Annotated in this window: 22 protein-coding genes and 2 pseudogenes; 16 read left to right on the top strand and 8 right to left on the bottom strand. The window is 60.8% G+C overall.

Features of this window, described 5'->3' with window-relative positions:
* Positions 1–672 carry a Crp/Fnr family transcriptional regulator gene (locus tag RL_RS28445; RefSeq protein WP_011654245.1) on the top strand — a complete coding sequence of 224 codons (672 nt, stop codon included), beginning with the start codon at positions 1–3 and terminating at the stop codon, positions 670–672.
* A gap of 358 nt (positions 673–1030) precedes the next feature.
* On the opposite strand, the gene RL_RS28450 is transcribed toward RL_RS28445, so the two are convergent.
* From RL_RS28450 to RL_RS38460, 3 genes and pseudogenes are all read right to left on the bottom strand, one after another.
* Positions 1031–1744: a GntR family transcriptional regulator gene (locus tag RL_RS28450; protein WP_003549684.1), complete on the bottom strand. Its 714-nt coding sequence runs from the start codon at positions 1742–1744 to the stop codon at positions 1031–1033.
* Positions 1745–2361: 617 nt separating this feature from the next.
* A pseudogene (locus RL_RS38455) lies at positions 2362–2730 on the bottom strand (transposase); the annotation flags it as partial.
* Positions 2731–3013: 283 nt separating this feature from the next.
* Positions 3014–3349 carry a helix-turn-helix domain-containing protein gene (locus RL_RS38460; protein ID WP_028744357.1) on the bottom strand — a complete coding sequence of 112 codons (336 nt, stop codon included), beginning with the start codon at positions 3347–3349 and terminating at the stop codon, positions 3014–3016.
* Positions 3350–3446: 97 nt separating this feature from the next.
* On the opposite strand from RL_RS38460, the gene RL_RS28460 reads away from it, so the two are divergent.
* Both RL_RS28460 and RL_RS28465 read left to right on the top strand, forming a co-directional pair.
* On the top strand, positions 3447–4337 hold the full coding sequence (locus RL_RS28460; protein ID WP_011654248.1) for a LysR family transcriptional regulator: 891 nt from the start codon (positions 3447–3449) through the stop codon (positions 4335–4337).
* Positions 4338–4605: 268 nt separating this feature from the next.
* Complete coding sequence (locus RL_RS28465) at positions 4606–5526, top strand: ArdC family protein (protein ID WP_011654249.1); 921 nt, start codon at positions 4606–4608, stop codon at positions 5524–5526.
* Positions 5527–5588: 62 nt separating this feature from the next.
* Here the strand turns inward: RL_RS28465 and RL_RS28470 are convergent, their stop codons facing one another.
* The 3 genes from RL_RS28470 to RL_RS28480 all read right to left on the bottom strand — a co-directional run bounded on the left by RL_RS28470 (position 5589) and on the right by RL_RS28480 (position 7952).
* Positions 5589–5834, bottom strand: coding sequence for a WGR domain-containing protein (locus RL_RS28470; protein WP_011654250.1), 246 nt, complete (start codon positions 5832–5834; stop codon positions 5589–5591).
* A 124-nt stretch (positions 5835–5958) separates the two neighbouring features.
* The gene (locus tag RL_RS28475) at positions 5959–7644 is read right to left on the bottom strand and encodes a type IV secretory system conjugative DNA transfer family protein (RefSeq protein ID WP_011654251.1); all 1686 of its coding nucleotides are present in this window, start codon (positions 7642–7644) and stop codon (positions 5959–5961) included.
* Complete coding sequence (locus RL_RS28480; protein WP_011654252.1) at positions 7641–7952, bottom strand: hypothetical protein; 312 nt, start codon at positions 7950–7952, stop codon at positions 7641–7643. Before RL_RS28480 ends, RL_RS28475 begins: the two co-directional genes overlap by 4 nt.
* Before the next feature lie 287 nt (positions 7953–8239).
* Here RL_RS28480 and traA point away from each other — a divergent pair, with 287 nt between their 5' ends.
* From traA to RL_RS28495, 3 genes are all read left to right on the top strand, one after another.
* A complete protein-coding gene (gene traA, locus RL_RS28485) occupies positions 8240–11524 on the top strand; it encodes a Ti-type conjugative transfer relaxase TraA (protein WP_011654253.1) in 3285 nt (1094 codons plus the stop codon).
* Positions 11525–12006: 482 nt separating this feature from the next.
* On the top strand, positions 12007–12627 hold the full coding sequence (locus tag RL_RS28490) for a type IV toxin-antitoxin system AbiEi family antitoxin domain-containing protein (protein ID WP_011654254.1): 621 nt from the start codon (positions 12007–12009) through the stop codon (positions 12625–12627).
* Entirely contained in the window at positions 12617–13552 is a 936-nt protein-coding gene (locus RL_RS28495; protein ID WP_028743217.1) for a nucleotidyl transferase AbiEii/AbiGii toxin family protein, read from the top strand. The genes RL_RS28490 and RL_RS28495 overlap by 11 nt, the downstream gene beginning before the upstream one ends.
* An 18-nt stretch (positions 13553–13570) precedes the next feature.
* On the opposite strand, the pseudogene RL_RS28500 reads toward RL_RS28495, so the two are convergent.
* Positions 13571–13872, bottom strand: a pseudogene (locus RL_RS28500) (type II toxin-antitoxin system RelE/ParE family toxin).
* Positions 13872–14153: a type II toxin-antitoxin system Phd/YefM family antitoxin gene (locus tag RL_RS28505; protein WP_011654256.1), complete on the bottom strand. Its 282-nt coding sequence runs from the start codon at positions 14151–14153 to the stop codon at positions 13872–13874. Before RL_RS28505 ends, RL_RS28500 begins: the two are co-directional and overlap by 1 nt.
* Before the next feature lie 220 nt (positions 14154–14373).
* Between RL_RS28505 and RL_RS28510 the strand changes: the two genes are divergently transcribed.
* The 10 genes from RL_RS28510 (at position 14374) to msuE (ending at position 24800) form a co-directional block, all read left to right on the top strand.
* Entirely contained in the window at positions 14374–15366 is a 993-nt protein-coding gene (locus tag RL_RS28510; protein ID WP_011654257.1) for an LLM class flavin-dependent oxidoreductase, read from the top strand.
* Between the two features lie 25 nt (positions 15367–15391).
* On the top strand, positions 15392–16741 hold the full coding sequence (locus tag RL_RS28515; protein WP_011654258.1) for an LLM class flavin-dependent oxidoreductase: 1350 nt from the start codon (positions 15392–15394) through the stop codon (positions 16739–16741).
* A 17-nt stretch (positions 16742–16758) separates the two neighbouring features.
* On the top strand, positions 16759–17958 hold the full coding sequence (locus RL_RS28520) for a M20 aminoacylase family protein (RefSeq protein ID WP_011654259.1): 1200 nt from the start codon (positions 16759–16761) through the stop codon (positions 17956–17958).
* Entirely contained in the window at positions 17955–18512 is a 558-nt protein-coding gene (locus tag RL_RS28525) for a GNAT family N-acetyltransferase (protein WP_011654260.1), read from the top strand. The genes RL_RS28520 and RL_RS28525 overlap by 4 nt, the downstream gene beginning before the upstream one ends.
* Positions 18513–18549: 37 nt before the next feature.
* Positions 18550–20325, top strand: coding sequence for an amino acid ABC transporter permease/ATP-binding protein (locus RL_RS41060; RefSeq protein ID WP_011654261.1), 1776 nt, complete (start codon positions 18550–18552; stop codon positions 20323–20325).
* 92 nt (positions 20326–20417) lie between these two features.
* Positions 20418–21362, top strand: a complete 945-nt coding sequence (locus RL_RS28540; protein ID WP_011654262.1) for an ABC transporter substrate-binding protein — start codon at positions 20418–20420, stop codon at positions 21360–21362.
* A 67-nt stretch (positions 21363–21429) separates the two neighbouring features.
* A complete protein-coding gene (locus tag RL_RS28545) occupies positions 21430–22365 on the top strand; it encodes an ABC transporter substrate-binding protein (protein ID WP_011654263.1) in 936 nt (311 codons plus the stop codon).
* A gap of 7 nt (positions 22366–22372) precedes the next feature.
* Complete coding sequence (locus RL_RS28550; protein ID WP_032993185.1) at positions 22373–23410, top strand: LLM class flavin-dependent oxidoreductase; 1038 nt, start codon at positions 22373–22375, stop codon at positions 23408–23410.
* A 55-nt stretch (positions 23411–23465) separates the two neighbouring features.
* On the top strand, positions 23466–24062 hold the full coding sequence (locus RL_RS28555) for a 2-hydroxychromene-2-carboxylate isomerase (RefSeq protein ID WP_011654265.1): 597 nt from the start codon (positions 23466–23468) through the stop codon (positions 24060–24062).
* Between the two features lie 177 nt (positions 24063–24239).
* Entirely contained in the window at positions 24240–24800 is a 561-nt protein-coding gene (gene msuE / locus RL_RS28560; RefSeq protein WP_011654266.1) for an FMN reductase, read from the top strand.
* Positions 24801–24804: the final 4 nt, after the last annotated feature.

Genomic DNA, 24804 nt, shown 5'->3' on the forward strand with positions numbered 1-24804 from the left:
ATGCTTGCGAAAAATTCTATGCTTCTGCAGTCTGACCTGTTTGCTGGCTTGGATCAGGCGACTGTGGAGCAATTCACCGGAACGGCTGAGTTTCGAACCTTCGCCGCTGACGAGAAGATCGTAGCCGAGGGCCAGCAGGAATCGTTCGTCTACTGCGTCATGAACGGGTTTGTGCGACTTTCAAAATCGGAATCCGCCGGGCGCGAAGCGGATATCTGCGTGTGCGAGCCGGGCGACACCTTTGGAGAATATCTACTCGCGGGGGGCGGCTCCTACGCTTATAGCGCGCGGTCCGCCGACGGGGCCGAGGTCGCGCTGTTTGCGCTTGCGGAGTTGCAGGCGTTCGCCGACCAACATCCGGTCGTACACAGGAACGTCATGCGCATCATGGGCAGGCACCTGCTGGGCGCGATGGATTGTATTGCCGGAGACCGCTTGCTCACAGCCGCGCAACGGGTGGCAAACTACCTTATGAGCCGCTGCCCCGCCTCGGCGGCCACCTCGCGGGTTACGTTCCGCCTTCCTTACCGAAAGCGAATCCTGGCCGGCAAACTGGGACTGGCGCCGGAAGCCCTTTCCCGCGCGTTTGCGGCGCTCGCCCCGTCGGGGGTCGAAGTCAGAGGCAAGGTCGTCCTCGTCGATAGCGTCGACCTGCTGCGGGAGGCATGTTAACCGTTGGATCACCGGGCCACATGTTGAAGTTCGCCGCGCTGTTCCTGCCATTAACTACCATGTCAATGGGGTACCTGTTCGCCGCAGACTCAAGCCTCTCAAGGCCTCCACACACTACGAGTTCATTTGCAAAGCATGGGCTTCATAACCCGAGCGCTTCACCAGATTCGCTCTATCTAATGCCAGGTCTAAACATCCAGCGCGTGCCAATCATTTTATTATCTATCGCGGAGTTCGGGGAACCGGAAGAATCCGACTAGCCCAATAGTGTCGATCCTATTAGTAACGCAATGATGCGGGCATTTATTCCGACATAGGCTTTAAATGCTCGAGCCGAGTGCTTCAGATTACGGCGATATCACAAGCTTTTCGCGTGCCCAGGAAGCCCTGTTAACCCACGTTCGTTCACCTCTTGTACGACCCTTGGGACGGCATCGCGTTCTAGGTCAAGGTGGTTCATCAACGCGGACTCCACCAAGTTTGTCGCGGCGCCTAGTTCAGACATTGCGGCAATTAATTTCTCGAGGCTTTCGACAAATGCGGGCCTAAGTTCCGACGCAGTTATTTCCATTCGTAGAGGGTGAGTGCAAAAACAGAATCGTTGAACGATTTTACATGCCTCGCAATTCGATGCTTCTTCGGCGATTCTAGTAAATATCGCTTCTGCCGTTAGGGCGAGTTCGTCGGGGGACAATTTATCTGCCACGGCCCAGCTCTCTGGGATCTGCGGCCGCTTTCGATTCAACGCCGAGATTAGCGTCTCACTTCCAACAACATAAAAATCTAACAGAGTACCCTCCAACATCGGCCTGGTGAAAAAGCCCTTCTGAGGGATGTATTGGATCTTCCCTTCAGCTGCTAGTCGCTGAAGTGCTTCGCGAATTGGTGTTCGACCAAGATCAAGATTAGACGCCAGATCCTGTTCCCTGAGATGTTGCCCCGGCACACGGCCGTTATTGTGGAGAATTCGTCGAATAGCATCGTAGGCAATATCGGCCTTTGCAGGTTCTGGTTCAGTAGAAAAGTTTGTGTCAGCCCCACGCTGTGGGGGCGCGTTCTTGCAACACCGCATTTGATGGTTTTCCTCTGTCGATGTCCTTCGGGGACCCTACAGGAGCTTATTCATTGATATCGGGCGGCGTTCCGATTCAAGCCCGAATTAATTGGCCTCACCATATCGGCACGCGTTTTAACCCAGGCGAGATTCGGGACCTTTATAACAGCCGCGGCCGCAGCTGGCCGCTATCGCACTCTCTCGCCGCTGAGTTCAACGGAATGGGGCAAGAGGAAGCTGTCACGTTCTCCATCTAAGAGGGCGATCTTCATCTCTGGCCTGTCGGATCTGATTTTGTCTGGGTGCATGTTGTCACGTCGGTTCACCTAAGCCTCCCGTCGCTGACCGGGGTAGACCCCCGTGCCGCTTGTTGACCAGATCTAGACGGCGCTCCGCGATATATCAACACATAACATTGATATTTTTTTTGATATATTTTGGCCTATCGCGCCACCTTAACGTTTTGTTTTTTCTGCTGTTGGCAAAGAACTCAGGCAGCGTCTAATTTGTGACGCATTATCCAGCCCGCTGAAAGGTTTGCGCGGATTTCCGAGTTGGCGATTCCGGTTGGCGGATCGAAAAAGCTCTGGGTGTTTAGTCCCGGCATTTGATGGTGCATTATTTTCGTTAGAATGGAGGGAGGCACTATGGGCCCTAGTAGCCGAGACGAGAGGAGCTAGCAGACTGGATGCGCGACCGACCCAGTCAGCCATTACGGATCGCGAGATGTCTATCCCTAACCGCTCGTACATCTCGGATAGGCGATAGAGGGGAATGTGATCGTCGAATTTAGCGATCATGATATGGGCGAGCAGTCCCGGCCCGGGTTTGCCGCGCTCGATCGGCAGGGTAGGCATCTCGCCAGCTACCGTCGTATCGCCATCCCTGCAGATCATGCGCTTTTCGACATGGCGGACAATCTTAACCGACGCCGGCACGTGCTCCAACACCTGGACCACCCTGTCGGCCGCCTTCAGGAACGATGCGCCACCACAGGTCGGGCAGATGTCGACGTTCCGCGTCACTTCACAGCGGCGTCACCGTCGGCTTCGTTTTGTTTCTGTTGATTGAACAAGAATCGTGATCGCCCGCACTTCCTACCAGGCAAACCGCCATGCATACCGCATTGTCGGGGGAACAACCTAGTTCCATAAATCAACGTTACGCCGCGAAACTCGACTTACCAAGCACTTAGCTGATCTGCGTGGGATGTCGTCGGTTCCAATCCCTTCAAGGCGACCAGCATTGGTTTCGGGGACGACCAAGAGCACCTCCGAGTCCGAAATATTAACGCCGTTTTTTTGCTGCTACGATCGCTTCCGCCTGTATGATGCATAGCTGTAGTTCTTCGAGCGTCATACCGTTTGCGGCATTCGCGAATCGCTCCAAAAGATCGGACATTTCAGCAACGGCGTCAGCGGGTTCTGTAACGCCTAGTAGCCAATTCGGTGTTGTTCCCAGTGACGACGTTATCCGTAGCAGCGTTGCTAGGTCGGGTTCTCTTCGGCCCGCCACGTAGTGAGCATATCGGCGCTCATCCAGGCCAACTCGCCTAGCGGCCTCAGCGTTCGAAATGCCTAGCTGTTCAGCTCTTTCGCGAAGCCGCTTTGACAGAATATCCATGGGAACGATTTGTTCCCCATTGATAACGATCTGGCCACGAACGTTATGTAGTGTTATAACTACATCGTGTAGTTTCCAAATTTGATAGGTCGTGTCGATGGAATTACGCCAGCTCTCCTACTTCGTCGCGGTGGCCGAGGAACTGCATTTCGGCCGGGCAGCGGCCAAGGTCCGCATCGCCCAGCCGGCGCTCTCCAACCACGTACAGGCGCTGGAGCGCGAACTCGGCTGCCCGCTGTTCATCCGCTCGACCAGGCGGGTGGAACTCACAAGGGCAGGAGAGATCTTCCACGAGCGCTGCGTCGGGATCCTCAGCGAGGTGGATCTGTCGGCCGAGATCACCAGGGCGGCGGCCGGCAAAACCATCCGGCAGATCAGGATCGGCACCGTCTATCCGGCCACCACCGGCGTGCTGCCGGCGTTTCTGGCGAAGATCGCCCGCAAGTACCCGGATATCCGCATCCATATATCAAGCGGCAATACCGGCGACATCATCCGCGGCCTGGAGAACGGCCAGATCAATCTCGGCTTCATCAGGCCGGTGGAAAACATCGGCTCGCTGCGCTTCTCCTCGATCGCCCATGAGCGTTATCTTCTGGCGGTGGCGAGGAGCAACCCACTGGCGGAGCAGGCGGAGATTGCTATCGACGACCTGCGCTCGGAAAAGATCATCGCCTTCAATCGCAAGAACCTCTCCTACACCGAGCGGTACTTCAACGAGAAGTTCGAGGAATACGATCTGACCCGCAACATCGCCTATAGCTGCGACGACACCTATTCGCTGGTGTCGCTGGTCTCGGCCGGCCTTGGCATCGGCTTTGCGCCGGAATGGACCGAGGGCCTGCCGAACCGGGCCTTCGAACTGAAGGCGGTGAGAGGCATCGACTTCCGGATCGGGCTCGGTGTCGCCTGGAATAAAGAGGATCCAACCGCCTCGCGCGACGACATCGTCGATATCGCGAGGTCATTGGCACGGCCGGTGAGGTAAGCGATCTGCGCTGCGGTTCAGCTGTGACGCGGGCGATGTGACGCCGCCTCGCAGATTTGCCATGTCTGCCTGCGTCTAATCCCCCACCTAGACTTCGGCCATCGCGTCCTGCCCCGGCTTTTGGTCCTGCCAGGCTCGCGCCGCCGGCAACGGCTTTGCCGTCCTCCACTGCGTTTCGGCCCTGCGGGTGCAGGCGCCGCTTGCCGCCCGGCTTTCGGACCGCCGTAGCAGGTCGCGATGGCCGCGACCTCGAAACGGAGGTTCCAACATGAGCAGGCAACAATCCAATCAACGATCCGATATCTACAGCCGCATCACCAACACGATCATCGCCGATCTCGAAGGCGGCGTGCGGCCATGGACCAAACCCTGGACGACGGGACATGCGACAGCCGAGGTCAGCCGGCCACTGCGCCACAACGGCCAACCCTATTCCGGGATCAACTTCCTGCTGCTGTGGTCGCAAGCCATCGCCCGCGGCTTTGCCTCATCACGCTGGATGACGTTTCGCCAGTCAATCGAACTCGGCGGCGCCGTTCGCAAGGGCGAAACCGGCACAACCGTGGTCTTTGCCAGTTCGTTCATCCGCACCGAGACGACCGAGACGGGCACCGAGATCGAACAGGATATTCCATTCCTCAAAGCCTACACGGTGTTCAACACCGATCAGATCGCCGGTCTTAACGGCCGCTTTGACGACGTCGCACCTGGTGAGGATCCGATGAGCCGCATCGGCGATGCCGGCCGCTTCTTCGCCAATACCGGCGCGCTGATCCGGCACGGAGGATCGGCTGCCTATTATGCCGCTCAGCGTGATTACATCCAGATGCCCTGCCTGGATGCCTTCCGGGACGATGCCTCTTATGTGGCCATCCTCAGTCACGAGATGACGCACTGGACCGGGGCACCGCGACGGCTTGATCGCGATCTCAGCCGCTACGCAAAAGACCGGAGCGACCGCGCCCGCGAAGAGCTGATTGCCGAACTCGGCAGCGCGTTTCTCTGCGCCGATCTCGGCATCGTCCCCGAGCTCGAACCACGCCCTGACCACGCAGGCTATCTCGATAGCTGGCTGAAGGTTCTGGGTAACGACAAGCGCGCCATCTTCTCGGCGGCAGCACATGCGCAGCGCGCCGTCGACTACCTGCATTCCTTGCAGCCGGAACTCGACGAGGAGGCGGCGGCGTAAGCCGTCTTTCCTTCACTCGGCCGTCTCTTCCTTCACTCAGGCATGAGAGACGCGGATGCCGATCACTGCAGCGGAAGGTAGCCTCGCGAGCGCTTCCTGCGCAAAAGCGTGAGCAGGAGATCGACGGCTTTTGCCTCGCTATCGAAGACATGGATCTTCTGCTGCCCGCGACTGCCGATGCGTCCCCAGCTGCGCACCAGCGATGTCTCGCCGAAGAGGTTCGGCTCGATCGACAGCGCATAAAAGCGCGCCATGTTCTTCGATGGATCGATACGTTCGATGTAGAGACGATAGGGCTGGACTGTCATGCCGGCAGAATCGCAAAGACCAGGCGGCGGCGTCCAACGACATTTGTGAATCGATGAGGCCCGATCGATTCATCGGGGTGATGTGAACCGCCTGGCTCATCGCTCCTGCCTTATCTCTCCTGGCTCATCTCGCCTGGTTGGCAAACAATCCGACGAATTCCGGATCGGCATAATAGCGCAGCTTGGTGGCCGCGATCGGCCGCTGACCGGCGATGAACAGCAGCTCGGTCTTGGCATGCATGTTGCGGACTTCGTCGGGCGTCAGCAGCGGCCGGCCGACATGCTGCTCGGCAAAGGAGAGGCCGCTCTTTTCCGAATCGAGTGCACGGGCCGCCGTGTTGAACACCACGGTCTCCTGGCCAAGCAGATCGGAGACCAGACGGGCGCTGTCGTGATCATTGACCCCGAACACTTGCAGCACGCCGGCGTTGGACAGAAACGTGCCGGCACGCTGGCCATAGGTGGCGCGCAGCTGATGAATGTCCTGGACGATCGGCCAGAGTTGCACACCGTAACCTGCCATCAATCCCATGGCGCGTTCGATCGGCGCCAGATGACCAAGGGCGGCAAACTCGTCGAGCAGATAGAGAACCGGCGGCGTGGATGGATGCGGCGAGGGTGCGGTTCGCGCCATCTCGGTCAGGCTCTGGGCCACCAGCAGACGCAGCCAACGCGAGTAGGCGGCAAGCCTGTCCGGCGGTAAGACCAGGAACACGGTCGCCTTGTCTGCCTTGAGGTCACCGAACCGAAAATCGGATCGTGACAACACCCCAGTCATGCGCGGACTGTCGAGGAAATGCGTATGTCGCTGGGCTGCCGACAATACGCCGCTTGCCTCACGGTCCGACTTGCCAAGATGACGGTTGGCGGCCCGCGCGATCAGTCCGCCGATCGCATCATTCCCCTGCATCTCATGAAGCAGATTCTGGAATGCCGCCGGCGCCATCGTCAGCAGATGCCTGAGCGTGGTCAGCGTGCGCTTGTCGTCTGGCTGGCTGGCGATCACATGCAGCAGCAATCCAGCGATCAGCGCTTTGGCTTCCTCGTTCCAATGGGCGTCCCCCGAAACACCGGGTTCGTCGAACACCAGTGCATCGGAAAGTGTCGTTGCATCCTCGGCGACGTCGACGCTGTCTGGATCAACGCCGTCCATCGGATTGAAGGCAGCCGAAGGTCTGCCGGTGATGCCGAACGGATCGAGGATATGAACCGGCCCGAACGTCTCTCGGGCATCACCGGCGATCTTCGCGTTCTCGCCTTTCGGATCGATGCAGATGATCGAGCGGTCGGCGGTCAGAAGGTTGGGGATGATGGTGCCGACACCCTTGCCGCTGCGCGTCGGCGCCATGGTCAGAAGATGAGCCGGTCCGCTATAGCGAAGAAGCCGGCCGGAGTTGTTCGCACGGCCGATCAGCAATCCGCCTTCTGCCTTTGTCAGAGGCGCAATCTCTCTTCGGCCGGCAAAGCGCGCCGACCCATGCGTGTCGGCGTCGCTCGCTGTCGCGAAATGCGTGATCAGCGGCTCGGACAAAAACCGGATAAGCAGCACGACGGCAAAAAGCATGAATACCCAGTCGCCGATATGCCAGACGAGGTCACCTCTGCTGCTGCCAAGGATCACGCGTCTGAGGTAGTCGATCCCGAAGTAGACGGTAACGATGACGATGACATAGCCGACCGCACCCTTCAGGAACGACCTGGCATAACGAAGTGGAAACGTGATCAGGGCGACGATCGCCCAGAGCGGATCGCGGGCCGCCATGCGCATCATGTTTGCGAAGGCAGTTTTGATCTGGTTGGCATGGATCATAATACCGCACTCCCGCTGCCGACATTGCCGAGAGACGGGTCGTGCGGGCGTGGTTCGAGCAGATCGTCGAACAGGTCCCGATCGCCATCGCGGGTGAGGAATTTTGGCAGTTCCGATCTGAGCCAGGCTGCCAGTCCTCCGCCGATCTGCACATCGCGATCATTTTCCAGCCGATGCAGCACCAGTGCGCCGATCAGCACCTTGCGGCGCGTATCGATGGCGCGTTCCTGCTTGCTGAGACGGATCTGCAATGTCTTGCGCTGGGCCTCGAGCTGGGCGAGCCGTTCGCCGATGGTTTTGCGCGCCATGATGATCTTCTCCCTTGTTCCTGTTCAGCCATTGGCCGCGGCGATGAACGGATGATCAGAGCCGCCGGCGTGCCTGGATCGAGGTTGTCTCGAAGAGCGGCCTTTCGAAACCCGCAAATCTGCGCGTGGAAGCAACCGGCTGAACGGCTTACGAGGTCATGGGGAGATTGCCGCATGCTCCCACCAGTGCCCGAAGGAGCGAAGCGACGAAGGCACAAGGGCGCACTTACGAGTTGCGGGGCAACTCAAAGCGCGGGCCGGCGGCCCGCTAACATAGGGGACATGCGATGGCGATCTATCATCTCAGCATGAAGCCGATCGCCCGCAGCGGTGGCCGCAGCGCCGTGGCGTCCGCCGCCTATCGCGCCGCCGTGAGACTGACCAATGAGCGCGATGGGCTGACCCATGATTTTAGCAACAGGCAAGGTGTCGAGCATGCCGAGATCGTCTTGCCGGCTCGCTCTTCTGCCTATTGGGCGATGAAGCGATCCGCCTTGTGGAATGCCGCCGAGCGTGCCGAGAAGCGAAGTGACGCCCGGATTGCCCGGGAATTCGAAGTCGCGCTGCCGCACGAACTGACGCCGGATCAACGCCTGGTGCTGACGCGGGCCTTTGCCGCCGATCTCGCCAATCGCTATGGCGCTGCCGTCGACTTCGCGATCCATCGGCCAGGCGAGGCAAGCGATATCAGAAACAGCCACGCGCATCTGATGATGACGACGCGCCAGGTGACGGAAGCCGGTCTTGGCGACAAGACGTTGCTCGAGCGGGAGAACAGATGGCTTCTCGCCAATCACCTGCCGCCATCGCAACTGCAGCTGAAGGATCTCAGACAGGCCTGGGAGCATCTTGCCAACACTCACCTTGAGAGGGCCGGCCTCGATATCCGTATCGACAACCGTTCGCATCTGGAAGCCGGGATCACGATCGAGCCGACCGAACATGTCGGTGTGCATGCGACTGAGATCAATCGGCAGGGTGGGGCAGTCTCGCGCGTGCGCATCTCACCGCAATCGGCCGAGCGAAATGCCGAGACCATCCGGCGGCGCCCGGATGAGATCCTGAAGCTGATTACCAACGAGAAGAGCGTCTTCACCCGCTATGACATTGCCAGGGCTCTGCATCGATACATCAACGACGATCCGCAGACCTTCCAGAATGCTTTTGCCGCGGTCATGGCGTCGAAGGCTCTCGTCGAGTTGAGGCCCGAAAGCACGGGCCTTCGGGGGCGCGATGGCGAGGCACGCTATTCGACGGTCGAGATGGTGGCGATCGAGGGCGTGATCGCCAGCAATGTCATGGCGATGAAGGCGCGCCAAAACCACGGTGTGGCGAAGCGCAATGTCGATGCCGCGATTGCCGAACAGGACAGATCGATCAAGGCGGGAAATCCTTCACCGGGGCAGGGGCTGTCGGCTGAACAGCGCCATGCGATCGAGCATGTCACGGGTCCCGGTCAGATCGCTGTCGTGATCGGCTTTGCCGGTGCCGGCAAGAGCACGATGCTGGCGGCTGCGCGGCACGCCTGGGAAGCGCAAGGTTATCGTGTTCATGGCGCGGCATTGGCCGGCAAGGCCGCGGAAGGCCTGGAGCAATCGTCCGGGATAACGAGCCGCACCTTGGCATCGTGGGAATATAGCTGGCAAGCTGATCGCGGTCGGCTCAATGCTCGGGACGTCTTCGTCATCGATGAGGGCGGCATGGTCGGCAGTCGTCAGCTCGCCCGCTTCGTCGACGAGGTCAAACGGGCCGGCGCCAAGCTCGTCCTGGTCGGCGATCATGAACAGCTTCAGGCGATCGGAGCGGGCGCGCCGTTCCGGGCGATCGCGGAAGCCGTCGGCCATGCGCAGCTTTCGGAAGTGCGCCGGCAAAAAGCCGATTGGCAAAAGCGGGCCTCGATCGACTTCGCCTCGCATCGGACCGCAGCCGGACTGTCGGCCTACGAGGCACGGGGAAGCGTTCATCTGAAGACGGATCGCGCGGAAACGCTGAAGGCGATCATTGCCGATTACGTTGCTGACCGATCGGCCAATCCCAACGACACGCGCATTGCGATGGCCCATCGACGCGACGACGTGCGCGCCATCAATGCCGGCATTCGTGCTCGGTTGCAGGATCGCGGTGAGCTGGCAAAGGGCACCAACCCGCCTGGCGATAAGGGTGAGGAACACACCTACCAGACCAACAATGGGAGACGGGCGTTCGCGCGCGGCGATCGCATCGTCTTCCTGGAGAACGATCGCGACCTCGGCGTCAAGAATGGCATGCTGGGCGAGGTGATCGCCGTCGCGCCGGATGCAATACAGGTTCGGCTTGACGGCAAGGCGCAGACGCAAGATGGGCAACGCCAGGTGACCGTACCGGTCAATCGTTACCAATCCTTTGACCACGGCTACGCAACGACGATCCACAAGACGCAAGGCGCTACCGTCGACCGGAGTTTTGTTCTGGCGTCGACGACGATGGACCGGCATCTGACCTACGTCGCGATGACCCGTCATCGCGAGGAGGTGCAGCTCTATGCCGGGCTCGATGCGTTCAAGACGGTGCGCGCCCTGACGGAGACGCTGAGCCGCTCAGGCGTGAAGGAGACGACGCTCGACTATACGCATGACTTTGCCAATCGGCGCGGCATGGAGGATCGCCGGGGGCAGGGCGAGAGTGAGGTCGCATCTCAGGGAATCAGCAAAGGGATACAGCACATTCCGGACACGGCGGTTCCCAAGCCACTGCAGGAGCCGCGGCCGCCGACACCGCTCGCAGTGCGCAGCATCGCCGATGGCGGCTCTCCGCACCAAGACCGCAATGACGATGAACGCCGCGTGCTCGTTGCGGCCGTGAAGACCTATGCGATGAGCGTGGAAGCGGTTGGACGGTCAAAGGCGATGCCGGCATTCGACCGAGATTGGGCCGCGGCAAAGCAGCTTGCGCCGCAGGTGTTCAACGACGCGCCAGCGGCAATGGACGTGTTGCGCGGCCGCATCCTGGATGAGAATGCAGATCCGGTCGCGCTCGCCAGTCAACTCAGCGCTTCGCCCGAAACGATCGGTGCGCTCGCCGGCAAGACCGGCCTGTTCGGAGACAACGCCGAACGCAAACACGCGCTTTCCCGGATCGATGCACTGGCCTCGCATGTTCGCCAATCCGCCAACACCTGGCAGCGTCGCCTTTCGGCTGAATGCGGCTCGGAGCGCTGGAAGCGGGAAAAGCAGGACGTGGTCGAGATTCTGGGCCCGAGCCGCCGGAGCGAGGCGCTGCTGCGCCAGCTCGACGATCTCGCCTATAGCGACAAGGCAAAGTTCGTCGAACGACTGGCGGCGACACCGGAGGGCCGCCGAGCGCTTGCCGAGGCAAAGGACATCGTCAGCGCGATCGAAACGCGCTTCGGTCGCGCCGATCCCTCAGATCTCGCGGATCAGCTGAAGCGAGTGGGGCCGGATCAGGCTGGTGACGCCGAGCGGATCCGCCAGGTTGCTCGCCTTGCCGACCGTAGCCATCGCGCGGAGCTCACCCAGCAGATGGAGTTGAAGCGGTCGCTTTCGCGCACGAAGAGTTTGGGATTGGGGATGTAGAGTTCCATCTCCGACCTTTGGTCTTTTTTGTTTTCGGCCGGATCGTTCTGCGTGTCGATGATGCAGCGGATCGGCTCGGTCTTCTTGATCTGCTTGCGCTTGACGCGCACAGCTGGGCCAGCCTCCTTCCTTCGCCGACGGTGACGAAATAGCCCCAGCACCAGATTTTGCAGAACAACCCTTTGCGTGAATGCTCGCCGCTTTCGCCTCCACAGAAGCCTCGCTCTACGAGGTTCTCCGGGCGTTCCGGTCCGACTTCTTGAGCTTGTTGAGCGGCATGAAATCTCCACGCCATTCACGGCGGCGATGACGATCAGGACGTGCCGAGCCTAGCCTCTGAAAGCCGTTGATCCTGATCGCCGTATAGCAGGCGGGCGAAAAGGGGGCCCTGCCGCTTTGTCGAAATGGGGGATTTTCGAGCAAGCGGCTTTGTGATAAAACCTCTGCTATATATTCGATGAATAGAGGAATCGTCACAGGCGATGACATTCACCACCGCCCAGAGACTTCGAGCGCTCGACCTCCTGAAAGCGCGGGGGATGCTCCGGCTGAAGGATTTCATTGCCGAAGGCATTGGACCGGAGACGCTCGCCCGTCTCGTTCGGGAGGAGGCAATAGTCCGCCCGGCACGAGGCCTGTATCAACTCCCAGACACTCAGGCTGAGGCGGCCCATGCACTCGCTGAAGCGGCTGTTCTGGTTCCAAGGGGCGTGGTCTGCTTGACCTCGGCCCTCCAATACCACGAACTGACGCTGCAGATGCCCTCGGCTGTGTGGATGGCGATCGACCGCACTGCCTGGCGCCCCAAGATCGACTATCCGCCTATCAAGTTCGTACGCTTCAAAGGGTCCGCTCTCACCGAGGGCGTCGAACGGCATCGCATCGAGGGCGTCGAGGTGCCGATCACAAATCCGGCGCGTTCGATCGTCGATTGCTTCCGCTATCGGGCGAAGGTCGGCCTCGACGTTGCGATGGAGGGGCTGCGCGAGGGGCTCCGCCGGCGCAAGACCACAAGCGACGACCTCTGGACATATGCGAAAGAGGCCAGGATCTGGTCGATCATGCGACCCTATGTCGAAGCGACGGTGGCCGATGGCGCGTGAGCTCAAGAAAAACGTAGGGGCATCGGTGCGCGCCCGGCTGCTGGATCGGTCTCGCGCAGAGCGTACGGACTTTCAGATCCTACTGACGCGCTACGCGCTCGAAAGACTCCTGTACCGGCTGAGCCTATCGGAGCATCGCGACCGCTTTATCCTGAAGGGCGCGATGCTGTTCGTAACCTGGGTCGCCGACCCGTTTCGGCCGACGCGGGACCTCGATCTGCTGGGCTACGGCGAAAACAGCCCGAAGGCCATCGCCGAAACTTTCCATGCCATTTGCACGCAGCCGGTCGACGCTGATGGCGTGGTCTTCGACGTGGATGCACTCGAAGCCGCGCCGATCCGTGAGGAAGTCGAATATGGCGGCGTTCGTGTTCGTACCACTGCCACCATCGGAGGCGCGCGCATTCCCATTCAGGTGGACATAGGTTTCGGTGACGCCGTCACGCCTGGACCGGTCGACATAGAATATCCGTCGCTACTCGATGCGCCGGTGCCGCGCCTGCGAGCCTATCCGGTCGCGACCGTGGTCGCCGAGAAATTCGAGGCGCTGGTAACGCTCGGCATGGCAAATAGCCGCCTGAAGGATTTCTATGATCTCTGGCTGATTGCCGAGACGTTCGAGCTGGAGCGGTCCACCCTCGCTGAGGCGGTGCGCCAGACCTTTGCGAGACGAGGGACGGGTATTCCGATGGAGAGGCCAACGGGTCTCAGCGAAGCCTATGCTGAGGCCTGGGATCGGCAATGGCGGGCGTTCCTTGGTCGCGAACGGATGGCGGCCGCACCACCCGCCTTGGGCACGGTGGTCGCTGATCTCGGGCGCTTCCTATTGCCGCTGACCCAGCCTGTGGAAGGGGAATGGCGCTGGAAGCCTTATGAGGGCTGGATTCAGCTGCAAGTAAAGCAGCTTGGATATCCAAAGCGCTGAAGTACGATATGCCGGACGTCAGCGGATGAGCCTTCGCTCGAGAAAGCTTTGCATGTCGCGCCGTCCGTCTACGACGCAGTAGCCGACGACATCGGTGCCCATAATGCGATAGATCATGCGCTACGGCTTATGGTGTAGTTCCCGATATTCGGAAATTCCGATCCCCGCCAACTCCTTCGGAATATTTCCGCCGGCGCATGCGCTCTCGATTTCCGTCAGGAAGTGCCCTGACGTCTCGGCGCCGTCGCGCTGGCGATGAAGCGATAGCGATCCTCGATCTCGCGTTCCGCGTCCTCGGCGAAATGAACACGAGATGGCATCAGGGTTGGCTGTCAGCCAGACGATTTCGGATGCGCGCGAAGGATTCCGCAGCGGGGCGCAGTTTGCCCTCCTCGACATGCCGGCTGGTGAGCGCCAGCACCTTCAGGAGCGCCAGCGTCTCCGGTGTTTCTTCGTATTGGCCGACGTCCTGAAGAATGGCTTTCGCCTCTCCGTGAAGCGTAATGATGACCGGATGCAGGTTATCCTTCAGCTTTGACATTATCTCGGGCGCATGCGCCTTGAGGTGGCTGATCGGCTTGACCTGTTCTGACAGCTTCATGCGGTTACTCCGTTTCGACCAGAATATAGACCATCAAGTGGCGATGGAAAGAAGCCTTACGCTGCCAGTGAGACAAAGCCACGGCAGGCGATTTTCCATCTTAGGTGCGGCCGCTTTTTTTCACTCATCGCGTTCGAAAGAGAATGCCATTTCTTATAATGAAGTTTGTCTACTGATTTTATAGACTAAACTTTGCAACCAAGGATCGGATCGTGGCGTCATGACCTATCTCCTCAGTCTTCTCGACAAAAGCCCGATCGAACATGGTCTCACCGCGGCGGACGCGCTTCGGGCGACGGTCAAGATTGCCGCCCGGGCCGAGGAACTCGGTTATCACCGTTTCTGGGTCGCTGAGCATCATAACATGTCCAATCTGGCGAGCTCCGCGCCGGAGGCACTGATCGCCTATCTTCTCGCCAGGACCTCGAGGATCCGCATCGGCTCCGGCGGCGTCATGCTGCAGCACTACAGTGCGTATAAGGTTGCCGAGACCTTCAATCTTCTGGCATCGCTTGCGCCCGGTCGCGTCGATCTCGGTGTCGGCAAGGCGCCGGGCGGCTTTCCGCTCTCGACGCGCGCCCTGCAGCTTGCCGTCGATCCGGCCAGGAAGCCCGATTTCGCAAGCCAACTTTCCGATCTCAACACATATCTCGCTGCCGACCCGAATTACGAGGGGGCGCAGGCAACGCCTTTCCCGCCGGCTGCTCCCGAACGTTTCCTGCTCGGCGCCAGCGTCGAAAGCGCCGAGCTCGCTGCCGAGAAGGGTTGGGAACTCGTTTTCGCCGGTCACCTGAACGGCGATCCTGACAATTTGCGCAGAACCTTCGAGGCCTATGAGCGGGCATCCGGCGGCAAGCGCCCGATCCTGGCGCTCGCAGCCTTCGCCGCCGAAAGCGAGGACTATGCCCGCGAGCGCGTCGGCAAGCTGCGCATCGTCAAGGTGTTCCTGCCGAACGGCCAGACCGTTAATGTCGGCAGCGAGGAGCAGGCGGCCGAATTTGCCCGCCAGGCCGGCGTCACCGATTACCGCATCGAGGAAAAGGTGCCGAGCGTGCTGCATGGCACGGCGGAGCAGATCCGCAAGGAGCTGGACGAACTTCACCGCCGCTACGGGGTCAAGGAGTTCGTGCTCGACACGCCGGCGCTTTCGGCCGCCGAGCGCCTGGCCTCCATCGAGCTGCTCGCCAAAGAGCGGCTTTCCCTCGTCGCCTGACCGTTTCCAAAAAAGGATTGATCCCATGGCTCAAAGACACGTCACGTTCGGCATCATGCTGCAGGGTCCCGGCGGTCACATGAATGCCTGGAAGCATCTAAGCGGACCGGCCGATGCCAGCGTCAATTTCGACTTCTTCGTCAAGACGGCGCGCAAAGCGGAGGCGGCCGGCATCGCGTTCGCCTTCGTTGCCGACGGGCTCTACATCAACGAACAGTCCATTCCGCATTTCCTCAACCGCTTCGAGCCGATCGCCATTCTCTCGGCGCTCGCCGCGTCGACCTCGAAAATCGGCCTCGTCGGCACGGTCTCGACCTCCTACAGTGATCCCTTCACCATCGCCCGCCAGTTCGCCTCGATCGATCTCATCAGCGGCGGCCGGGCAGGGTGGAATGCGGTGACCTCGCCGCTAGAGGGTTCCGGGCGCAATTACAGCCGCGAACATCCCGAACACGAACTGCGCTACGAGATCGCCGAGGACTATATCGATGCGATCAAGGGCCTGTGGGATTCCTGGGACGACGACGCCTTCGTCCGCAACCGTGAGACCGGCGTCTTTGTCGACAAGACGAAGATGCATCGCCTCAACCACAAGGGCCGTTTCTTCCGCGTCGAGGGGCCGCTCAATATCGGCCGTTCCAAGCAGGGCCAGCCCGTCGTTTTTCAGGCGGGCGCCTCGGACTCGGGCATCAGGCTTGCCGGCAAGCATGCCGACGCGGTCTTCACCAATGGCGGGCCGTTCGAGGAGGCGCAGGCCTTCTATCGCCAGCTCAAGGACAGCGTAATTGCCCAGGGCCGCAGTGCCGCGGAAGTCGGAATCTATCCGGGAATCGGACCGATCGTCGGAGCGACGCAGGAAGAGGCGGACGCCAAGTACCAGGCGATCCGCAACCTCGTCACGACAGAGGAGGCGCTACTCTATCTCGGCCGCTTCTTCGATCATCATGATTTCAGCGTCTATCCGCTCGACGCGCCGTTCCCCGAGCTCGGCGATATCGGCAGGAACAATTTCCGCGCCACCACCGACCGCATCAAGAAGACGGCGCGGGAGAAGGACCTGACGCTCCGCCAGGTCGCGCTTGATTCCGCAACGCCGCGCACCGCCTTCATCGGCACGGCGGAACACATCGCCGACGAGATCATCCGTTGGGTGGATCATGGCGCCGCCGACGGCTTCATCCTCGGTTTCCCTGTCATCGCCGAGGGCTTCGACGACTTCTCCAGATACGTTCTGCCGATCCTCACGGAACGCGGCTATTTCGATCCGGTCCTGAAGGGCGAGACGCTGCGCGACCATCTCGGCCTGCCCTTCCGCGAAAGCCGCTATGCGGCGGGCGCGGACCAGGTCGAGCGCGGAAAGGCTGTCGGCGCCTGAGGCGCTGACGAACCGCAATGAACATCATCGCTCAGAACTCGCACAGCAACGATCCGGTCGAGAAAGGTATCGCCGCCTATCTCGACGAGATCATCGCGCTTCGCCACGACCTGCACCAATATCCGGAGCTCGCGTTTCAGGAGCTCAGAACCAGCAAGCTTGTGGCATCCCACCTTTCCTCCTGGGGCTATGAGGTGGCGACGGGCATTGCCGGAACCGGCATCGTCGCCACCCTCAAGCGCGGCGATGGCAAAAAGCGGATCGGCATCCGCGCCGACATGGACGCGCTGCCGATCGAGGAGGCGACCGGTCTTGCCTATGCCAGCAGCAATCCTGGTGTCATGCATGCCTGCGGCCATGACGGACATACGTCGATCCTGCTCGCCGCCGCCCGTTATCTCGCCGAAAGCGGCAATTTCAGCGGCACGCTGCGGCTGATCTTCCAGCCCGCCGAGGAAATCGGCGCCGGCGCCCGCAAGATGATCTCGGAAGGCCTGTTCGAACGTTTTCCTGTCGACGCGGTCTTCGGGCTCCACAACTGGCCGGGTGTTCCCGCGGGTCAATTCGGCTTCGTTAGCGGCCCCGCCATGGCTTCGGTCGATCAGGCGGTAATCAAGATCATCGGCAAGGGCGGCCACGGCGCCGAGCCGCACCGCGCCGTCGATCCGGTGCTTGCCTCGGCCTCCTTCATCACCGCCTTGCAGAGCGTCGTTTCCCGCAATGTCGACCCGCAGGACATGGCGGTCGCCACCGTCGGCTCGATCCATGCCGGGTCCGCCTCGAACGTCATCCCTGAGAGCGTCGAGATGAAGCTCACCATGCGGGCCTTCAGCGAGACGGTCCGCCAGCTGTTGCGAGAGCGCATTCCAGCCCTTGCCCGGGCCCAGGCCGAAAGCTTCGGCGCCGAGGCGGATGTGAATTACCGCCTCGGCTTTCCGGCACTGGTCAATCACGCTGGGGAAACGGAGTTTGCCAGGCGCGTCGCCTTTGACGCACTCGGCCCGGCGGCAATCGAGAAGGATTTCCGGCCGAGAACGGCGAGCGAGGATTTTGCCTTCATGCTGCAGGCAAATCCCGGCAGCTACCTCTTCGTCGGGAATGGCGACAGCGCTCCTCTCCACAATGCCCACTACAATTTCAACGACGCGATCATTGCGCCCGCCGCCCGTTACTGGGTGCGGCTCGCCGAAACCTTCCTCACTGATGACAACGGGTGATGAACGATATGAGCGATACGTTTCTCTATACCAGCCCTCTCGACCCGCGCGCCAAGCCGCTGATCGATGAATTGATCCACGAATATGACAGCCGCTACGGCAATTATTTCAATGCCGAAGGTGCTGCGGCCGAGTTGAACCGTTATCCTCCCGAAGCCTTTGCGCCGCCTCACGGCAATTTTCTCCTGTTGATCCGTGGTGGCGAAACCATCGGCGGCGGCGCTTTCAAGAACTATGACGAACGCACGGCCGAGTTCAAACGCATCTGGACGCGCTCCGATCTGCGCCGTCAGGGCCTTGCCCGCAAGGTGCTGGTGGAACTGGAGGCGCAGGCCGCCCGCCAAGGTTATTCCCGCATCTACCTGACGACCGGCTTTCGCCAGCCCGAAGCCGTCGGCCTCTATCTGAACTACGGCTACACCGCTCTCTTCGACACCTCCGTTGATCCCGAGATCTACAAGAGCCTGCCCTTCGAGAAGGACATCACCCATCTCGCTGAGCCTGCTCACGAAGATGCCGAACCCCGCCTGCGGGTGGCCGGCGCAAATTTCTGAAAACGGCAAAGACCGACAATCATAAAAGGGAAGCACAATGGCGCTGACAACGGATTTCGCCGGCATCGACCCCGGCAGCAGGACGGCAGGATCGAAGGATTATTCCCGTTACCGCATCGTGCCGGCGCGTCATCCGGGCCGCCTGGCAGGCACGATCTTTGCCGCCGTCGTCATCACCGCCGTGCTCTATTCCATCTTCACCAATCCGCGCTGGGGCTGGGGCGTCTTTGCTGAATGGTTCTTTGCCGAACCAGTGCTCGTCGGTCTCGGCAGGACGCTGCTTTTGACCGTGCTTGCCGCCATATCCGGATCCATCCTCGGAACCGCTCTGGCGCTCGCCCGCGTTTCCAGGTCGCCGCTGCTCTCAGGTCTTTCCTGGGGCTATATCTGGTTGCTGCGCTCGATCCCGGTCATCGTGCTGCTGCTGATCCTTAACAATCTCGGCTACCTCTACGAGACGATCAAGATCGGCATTCCCTTCACCGATACCGTCTTCCTCGACTATCCGACAGTGCAATTGCTGACGCCCTTTGCCGCCGCCTTCCTCGGCCTCACGCTCAACCAGTCGGCCTTCTTCGCCGAGATTGTGCGCGGCGGTATTCTCTCGGTGGATCATGGTCAGCTGGAGGCGGCCGCCGCACTCGGTCTGCCGCGCCGCCGCCAGGCCTTCCGCATCGTGCTGCCGCAGGCCATGCGCTCGATCCTGCCGACCGGCTTCAACGAACTCATCGGACTGGCGAAGAGCACCTCGATGGTCTACGTGCTGGCGCTGCCGGAACTCTTCTACACGGTCCAGGTGATCTACCGCCGCAATCTCGAAGTCATTCCGCTGCTGATGGTCGCGACCGTCTGGTATCTGATCATCATGACGGTACTGTCGATCGCTCAGCGCTATATCGAACGCTATTTTTCCAAAGGCGCCGTGCGCAACCCGACGCCGCTGCCCTTCCAGGCATTTTTTGAGCGTTTCCGCCGTCCGCTGCCTGTCCTCGAGACGGCGACCGACACCGTGCGCAAGATCGGTTTCCAGGATGCGGCGACGCTGCGGGCCGCTGGCGGCGCGGTGCGCATTCACGGCATTTCCAAAAGCTTCGGTTCGCTGAAAGTGCTCGATGACGTCGACCTTAGCCTTCCCGCCGGCAGCGTGACCGCCATCCTCGGTCCATCCGGCTCGGGCAAGTCGACGCTTCTGCGCGCCATCAACCATCTGGAGCGTGTCGATGAGGGTTTCATCTCGGTCGACGGCGATTTCGTCGGTTACAACAGGAAGGGCGACACGCTCTATGAGCTCAAGGAGAAGGATATCCTCAAACGCCGCGCCGATATCGGCATGGTCTTCCAGAGCTTCAATCTCTTCCCGCATCTGACCGTGCTCGAAAACCTCATCGAGGCACCGATCCAGGTTCGCGGTGTCGGCCGCGAGGACGCCGTGCAGCTGGCGCAGGAGCTGCTGGCACGCATTGGCCTCAGCGACAAGATTAACGCCTATCCGCGCCAGCTCTCCGGCGGCCAGCAGCAGCGTGTGGCGATCGCCCGCGCACTGGCGCTCCGCCCGAAGGTGCTGCTCTTCGACGAGCCGACATCGGCGCTCGATCCGGAGCTCGTCGGCGAAGTGCTCGACGTCATCAAGGAGCTTGCCCGCACCGGCACGACGCTCGTCATCGTCACCCACGAGGTGGGCTTTGCCCGCGAAGTTGCCGATACGGTCGTCTTCATGGACAGCGGCCGCATCCTGGAGGCCGGGCCCCCGGCCCGCATCTTCGCACAAGCGGAACATCCCCGTACGCGGGAATTCCTCGCCAAGGTTCTCTAGCGCGAAACAGCGCTGGCGAAACGCCGGGCCGCGACGGGCTGCTCCGGCCGAATAACAATAACCACAACCTAAAGATGAAATGGAGAAGGGGCATGACATTTACAGATAGGGCAAGGCTTCTGATAGCGGGAGCCGTCACCATGGCCGCGATCGGTTTCAGTTCCGCGCAGGCGCAGCAGAAGTTCGATCTCAGCCCTGAGCAGCCGAACCGGCTGCGGGTTGAAAAGAACGAGAAACGCATTGCCGAAATCAAGGACTTCAAGTTCGTCGAAAACGGCGTCTTCACCGTCGGCATCAGCTCGAGCGGCAATCTGCCGCTGCATGATTATGCCTCCGATTCCAAAACCGTCATCGGTTATGACGTCGATCTGGCGCAGGCCATTGCCGACAGCCTGGGCCTGAAGCTCGAGTTGGTTTCGGTCGCCTGGGCCGATTGGCCGCTGGGGCTGACCTCCGGAAAGTTCGACGCGGTGATTTCCAACGTGACGGTCACGGAAGAACGCAAGGAGAAGTTCGATTTCTCGACCTACCGCAAGGATGAGCTTGGCTTCTACGTCAAGGCCGATAGCCCGATCGCGGCGATCAAGCAGCCGAAGGATATTGCCGGCCTGAAGGTGATTACCGATGCCGGCACCAACCAGGAGAAAATCCTGCTGGAATGGGATCGTGAGAACGTCGCCGCCGGCCTGAAGCCAATCGAGGTGCAATATTATGACGACGACGCGGTCAAGGATCTCGCCGTTCAGTCCGGCAGAGCAGACACTGTCTTCAGCGTGAACGCAACGCAGGCCTATTCGGCGGGGATCAACGACAAGACCAAGCTTGTCGGCACCGTCAGCGGCGGTTGGCCGATCACGGCCGAAATTGCCGTTACCACGCGCAAGGGCAGCGGCCTGGCTGCTCCCTTGACCGATGTCGTCAACGACCTGATCGCCAGTGGCGCCTACCGGAAGATCCTCGATACCTGGAACCTCGGTCCCGAAGCGATCGACAAGGCCCAGACCAACCCGCCGGGCCTGCCGAAGAGCGGCTCCTGATCAGTACCTATAGGGCCGGCGGCATTGCTGCCGGCCACCCTGCCTGACAGTTTGGAGAATAAAAACCATGATTGCCTTTCCGGCATTCCGGACCCTGCTGATTGCCGCCATGGCGTCTGCCCTTTGCTACGGCGCAGCTCATGCAGCCGAGGATTTCGACCTCAGCCCAGAGCAGCCGGGCCGGCTTCACGCCGCCAGGAACGATGCGGCGATTGCCGCAATCCCGAAGGATTTCAAGTTCGTCACACCAGGCAAGTTTACTATCGCCGTCAGTCCCGGCGGCCCGCCGCTTGCGACCTATGCCACGGATGCCAAGACCGTGGTCGGGGCAGATCCCGACTATGCCTATGCCATCGCCGATAGCCTCGGCCTGACGCTGGAGATCGTGCCGGTCGCCTGGATCGACTGGCCGCTCGGCCTCGCCTCGGGCAAGTATGATGCCGTCATCTCCAATGTCGGGGTCACCGAGCAGCGCAAGGAGAAGTTCGATTTCTCTACCTACCGCCAGGGCCTGCATGGTTTCTTCGTCAAATCCGACAGCCCTGTGACCTCGATCAAGGAGCCCAAGAATGCGGCAGGCCTCAGGATCATCGTCGGGGCCGGCACCAACCAGGAGCGCATCCTGGTGAAGTGGAGCGAGGAAGATGTTGCCGCCGGCCTGAAGCCGATCGAGCTGCAATATTACGACGACGAGGCGGCAAGCCTCCTCGCGCTGCGGTCCGGCCGGGCCGATGTCATCGTCCAGCCGCATGCACAGCTCGTCTTCATCGCCACGCGCGACAAGAACATCAAGCGTGTCGGCACGTTGAGCGCCGGCTGGCCGGATCGCTCGGATGTCGCGATCACCACCCGCAAAGGAAGCGGACTGGCCGATGCGCTGACTGTTGCCACCAACGGCCTGATCAAGGACGGCACCTACGCAAAAATCCTTGACCACTGGCATCTTTCCGAGGAAGCCTTGCCGGCATCCGAGACCAACCCGCCCGGCCTGCCGAAATACTGATCATCGGATGACACGAGTGGGCAACATATCCATCAGCCATATCGGCTTCCTCACCCCCGGCAACTATCCCGACGATGATCCGTTGTCGGGATTGGAGCAGACGCTTGAGCAGCTGCAATATGGCGAAGATCTGGGCTTCGACAGCGCTTGGGTCCGCCAGCGGCACCTGGAGCCCGGAATCTCTTCGGCCAGCGCCTTCCTGGCGGCGGCGACGCAGCGAACCAGCCGGATCGAGCTTGGAACCGCGGTCATCCCGATCGGCTACGAGAGCCCTTACCGGCTGGCCGAAGACCTCGCCACCGTCGATGTTCTGTCGCGCGGACGGCTGAATATCGGTGTCAGCGCCGGACGACCGTTGCACGCAGACCTGATTGCCCCGCTCGTCTTCGACGGCGATTGGACGGGTTTCGATTTCTCGCATGATCGCGTGCTGCGCTTTGCCGACAATCTGCGTGGCAGCTATCTCGGCGACGAGCAGACCTTGATCAAGACGCCCTTCGGCCCGCAGCGGCCGCGGCTGCAGCCCTATGCCAAGGGCCTGATCGACCGGATCTGGTATGGCGGCGGATCGCAGCGCTCGGCCGAATGGGCCGGCCGCAATGGCTTCAATCTGTTGACCGGCAATGTGATAACGGGCGAGGGGACCGATGATTTCTTCATCGCGCAATCGCGATTGATCGAAACCCATCGCGGCGCCGAAACGCAGCGCCGGGTCGCGCTGGGGCGCGTCATCGTGCCTTTCGATAGCGCCGATGCCGCAACGCGCCGCCGGTATCGAGACTATGCCAATGGCCGTCATGAGCGGACGCTTTCGCCGCAGGGCGAGCGGCGGACCTTGTTTGCCCGGGATGTCGTCGGCACATCGGAGGAGATATTGGCGCAGCTTTTTGCCGATCCGATCCTGCCCGAGGTCAGCGAGTTGAGGCTGGAGCTCCCTTACGAGTTCGAGCACGAGCAGTATCGCCAGATTCTCCACGACTTCGCGACGCTGATCGCACCGGAGCTCGGATGGAAAGCGCCATCCGACATCCGCGCCGCTTCCTGAAAATGCCGTCGTCTATTCGACGCCAGAACAATCACCTCACAGGGAACATTCATCAGTGACCAAATCGGTAGAATATTTCTTTTCGATCGGCTCGCCCTGGTCGTATATCGGCTTCGATGCCTTCGCCGAACTTGCGGCGAAGAACGACGTCGTCATCACGCCCTATCTGACGACGGTGGTCGAGGAAAATGGCGGTATCTTTTCGCGCAATCGCCCGGAGATCCGGCGCGCCTACTGGACGCGGGACCTCAAGCGCTGGGCGCGCTTGCGCGGCAAGGAACTGCGGCTCGAACATCGCCCGGATCTGAGCGATCCGACGCCAGCGTCCCTCTTCGTGATTGCGGCTTACCTCGACGGACAGGATTGGATCGGCATTGCCCGCGCCCTGCAGCACGCCTTCTGGAGCGAGGCGAAGGATATCGGCAAGCCCGATGTGCGCGAAGCGATCGTGACATCAGCAGGTTTCGATGGCGCAGCACTCCTCAGACGACAAGCCGATGACGATGTCCAGAACAAATGGTCGGCGGACCGCGTGCATGCGCGCGACAGCGGCGTCTTCGGCTTTCCCACATATGTCTTTGACGGCGAGATCTATTGGGGGCAGGACAATTTGCCCTTCCTCGAACGTCATCTTCACGGCGACAAGCCTTAGGCTTGGAATTGCAGCGTCCCGAGGTCGCAGATGTCGATGGTGGTCGGCTTGCAGCCTATGCGTGCCGGAACAGCGGTGAACGTTTTTTTCAACCAGGCGAACAAGGAGAGACGCACGTTCCTTTAATCTATCAATTTTGTAGACAATAGTTGAGGCAACGCAAAGAGAGGAAAAACCATGTCAGGTTTCAAACTCGTCGGCATCGCTGGCAGCTTCAACCGTCCATCGAAGACATTGGCACTTGTGCGGCACGTCGCCGAACGTGCGAGCATTCGCTACGGATTTACCAGCAAGACCTATGATCTCAATGATGTCGGTCCGTCGCTGGGCAGCGCCTTGTGGCGCAAGGATCTCGACGCGCAGGCCAGGCATGTCATCGACGAGATCGTGCAGGCTGATGCCCTGATCATCGGCTCGCCGACCTACAAGGGCTCTTATCCCGGCCATTTCAAGCACCTCATCGACCTGATCGATCCCCACGAACTTCGGGGCAAGCCGATCGTCATCACGGCGACCGGCGGCGGTGACCGGCACGCGTTGATGGTCGAGCATCAGCTTCGGCCGTTGTTTGGTTTTTTCATGGCCCACACCTTACCGACTGCCGTCTATGCGTCCGATCGCGATTTCACAGACTATGCGGTCTCATCCGACGCGCTTTTGGCCCGCATCAACGAAGTGATCGGCGAATTGGCGGCCTTCTTTCCGGGCGCAAACCCGGCCCTGGCGGCAGCCGAGTAAGGAT

Source organism: Rhizobium johnstonii 3841, from assembly GCF_000009265.1.
Lineage (GTDB): Bacteria > Pseudomonadota > Alphaproteobacteria > Rhizobiales > Rhizobiaceae > Rhizobium > Rhizobium acaciae.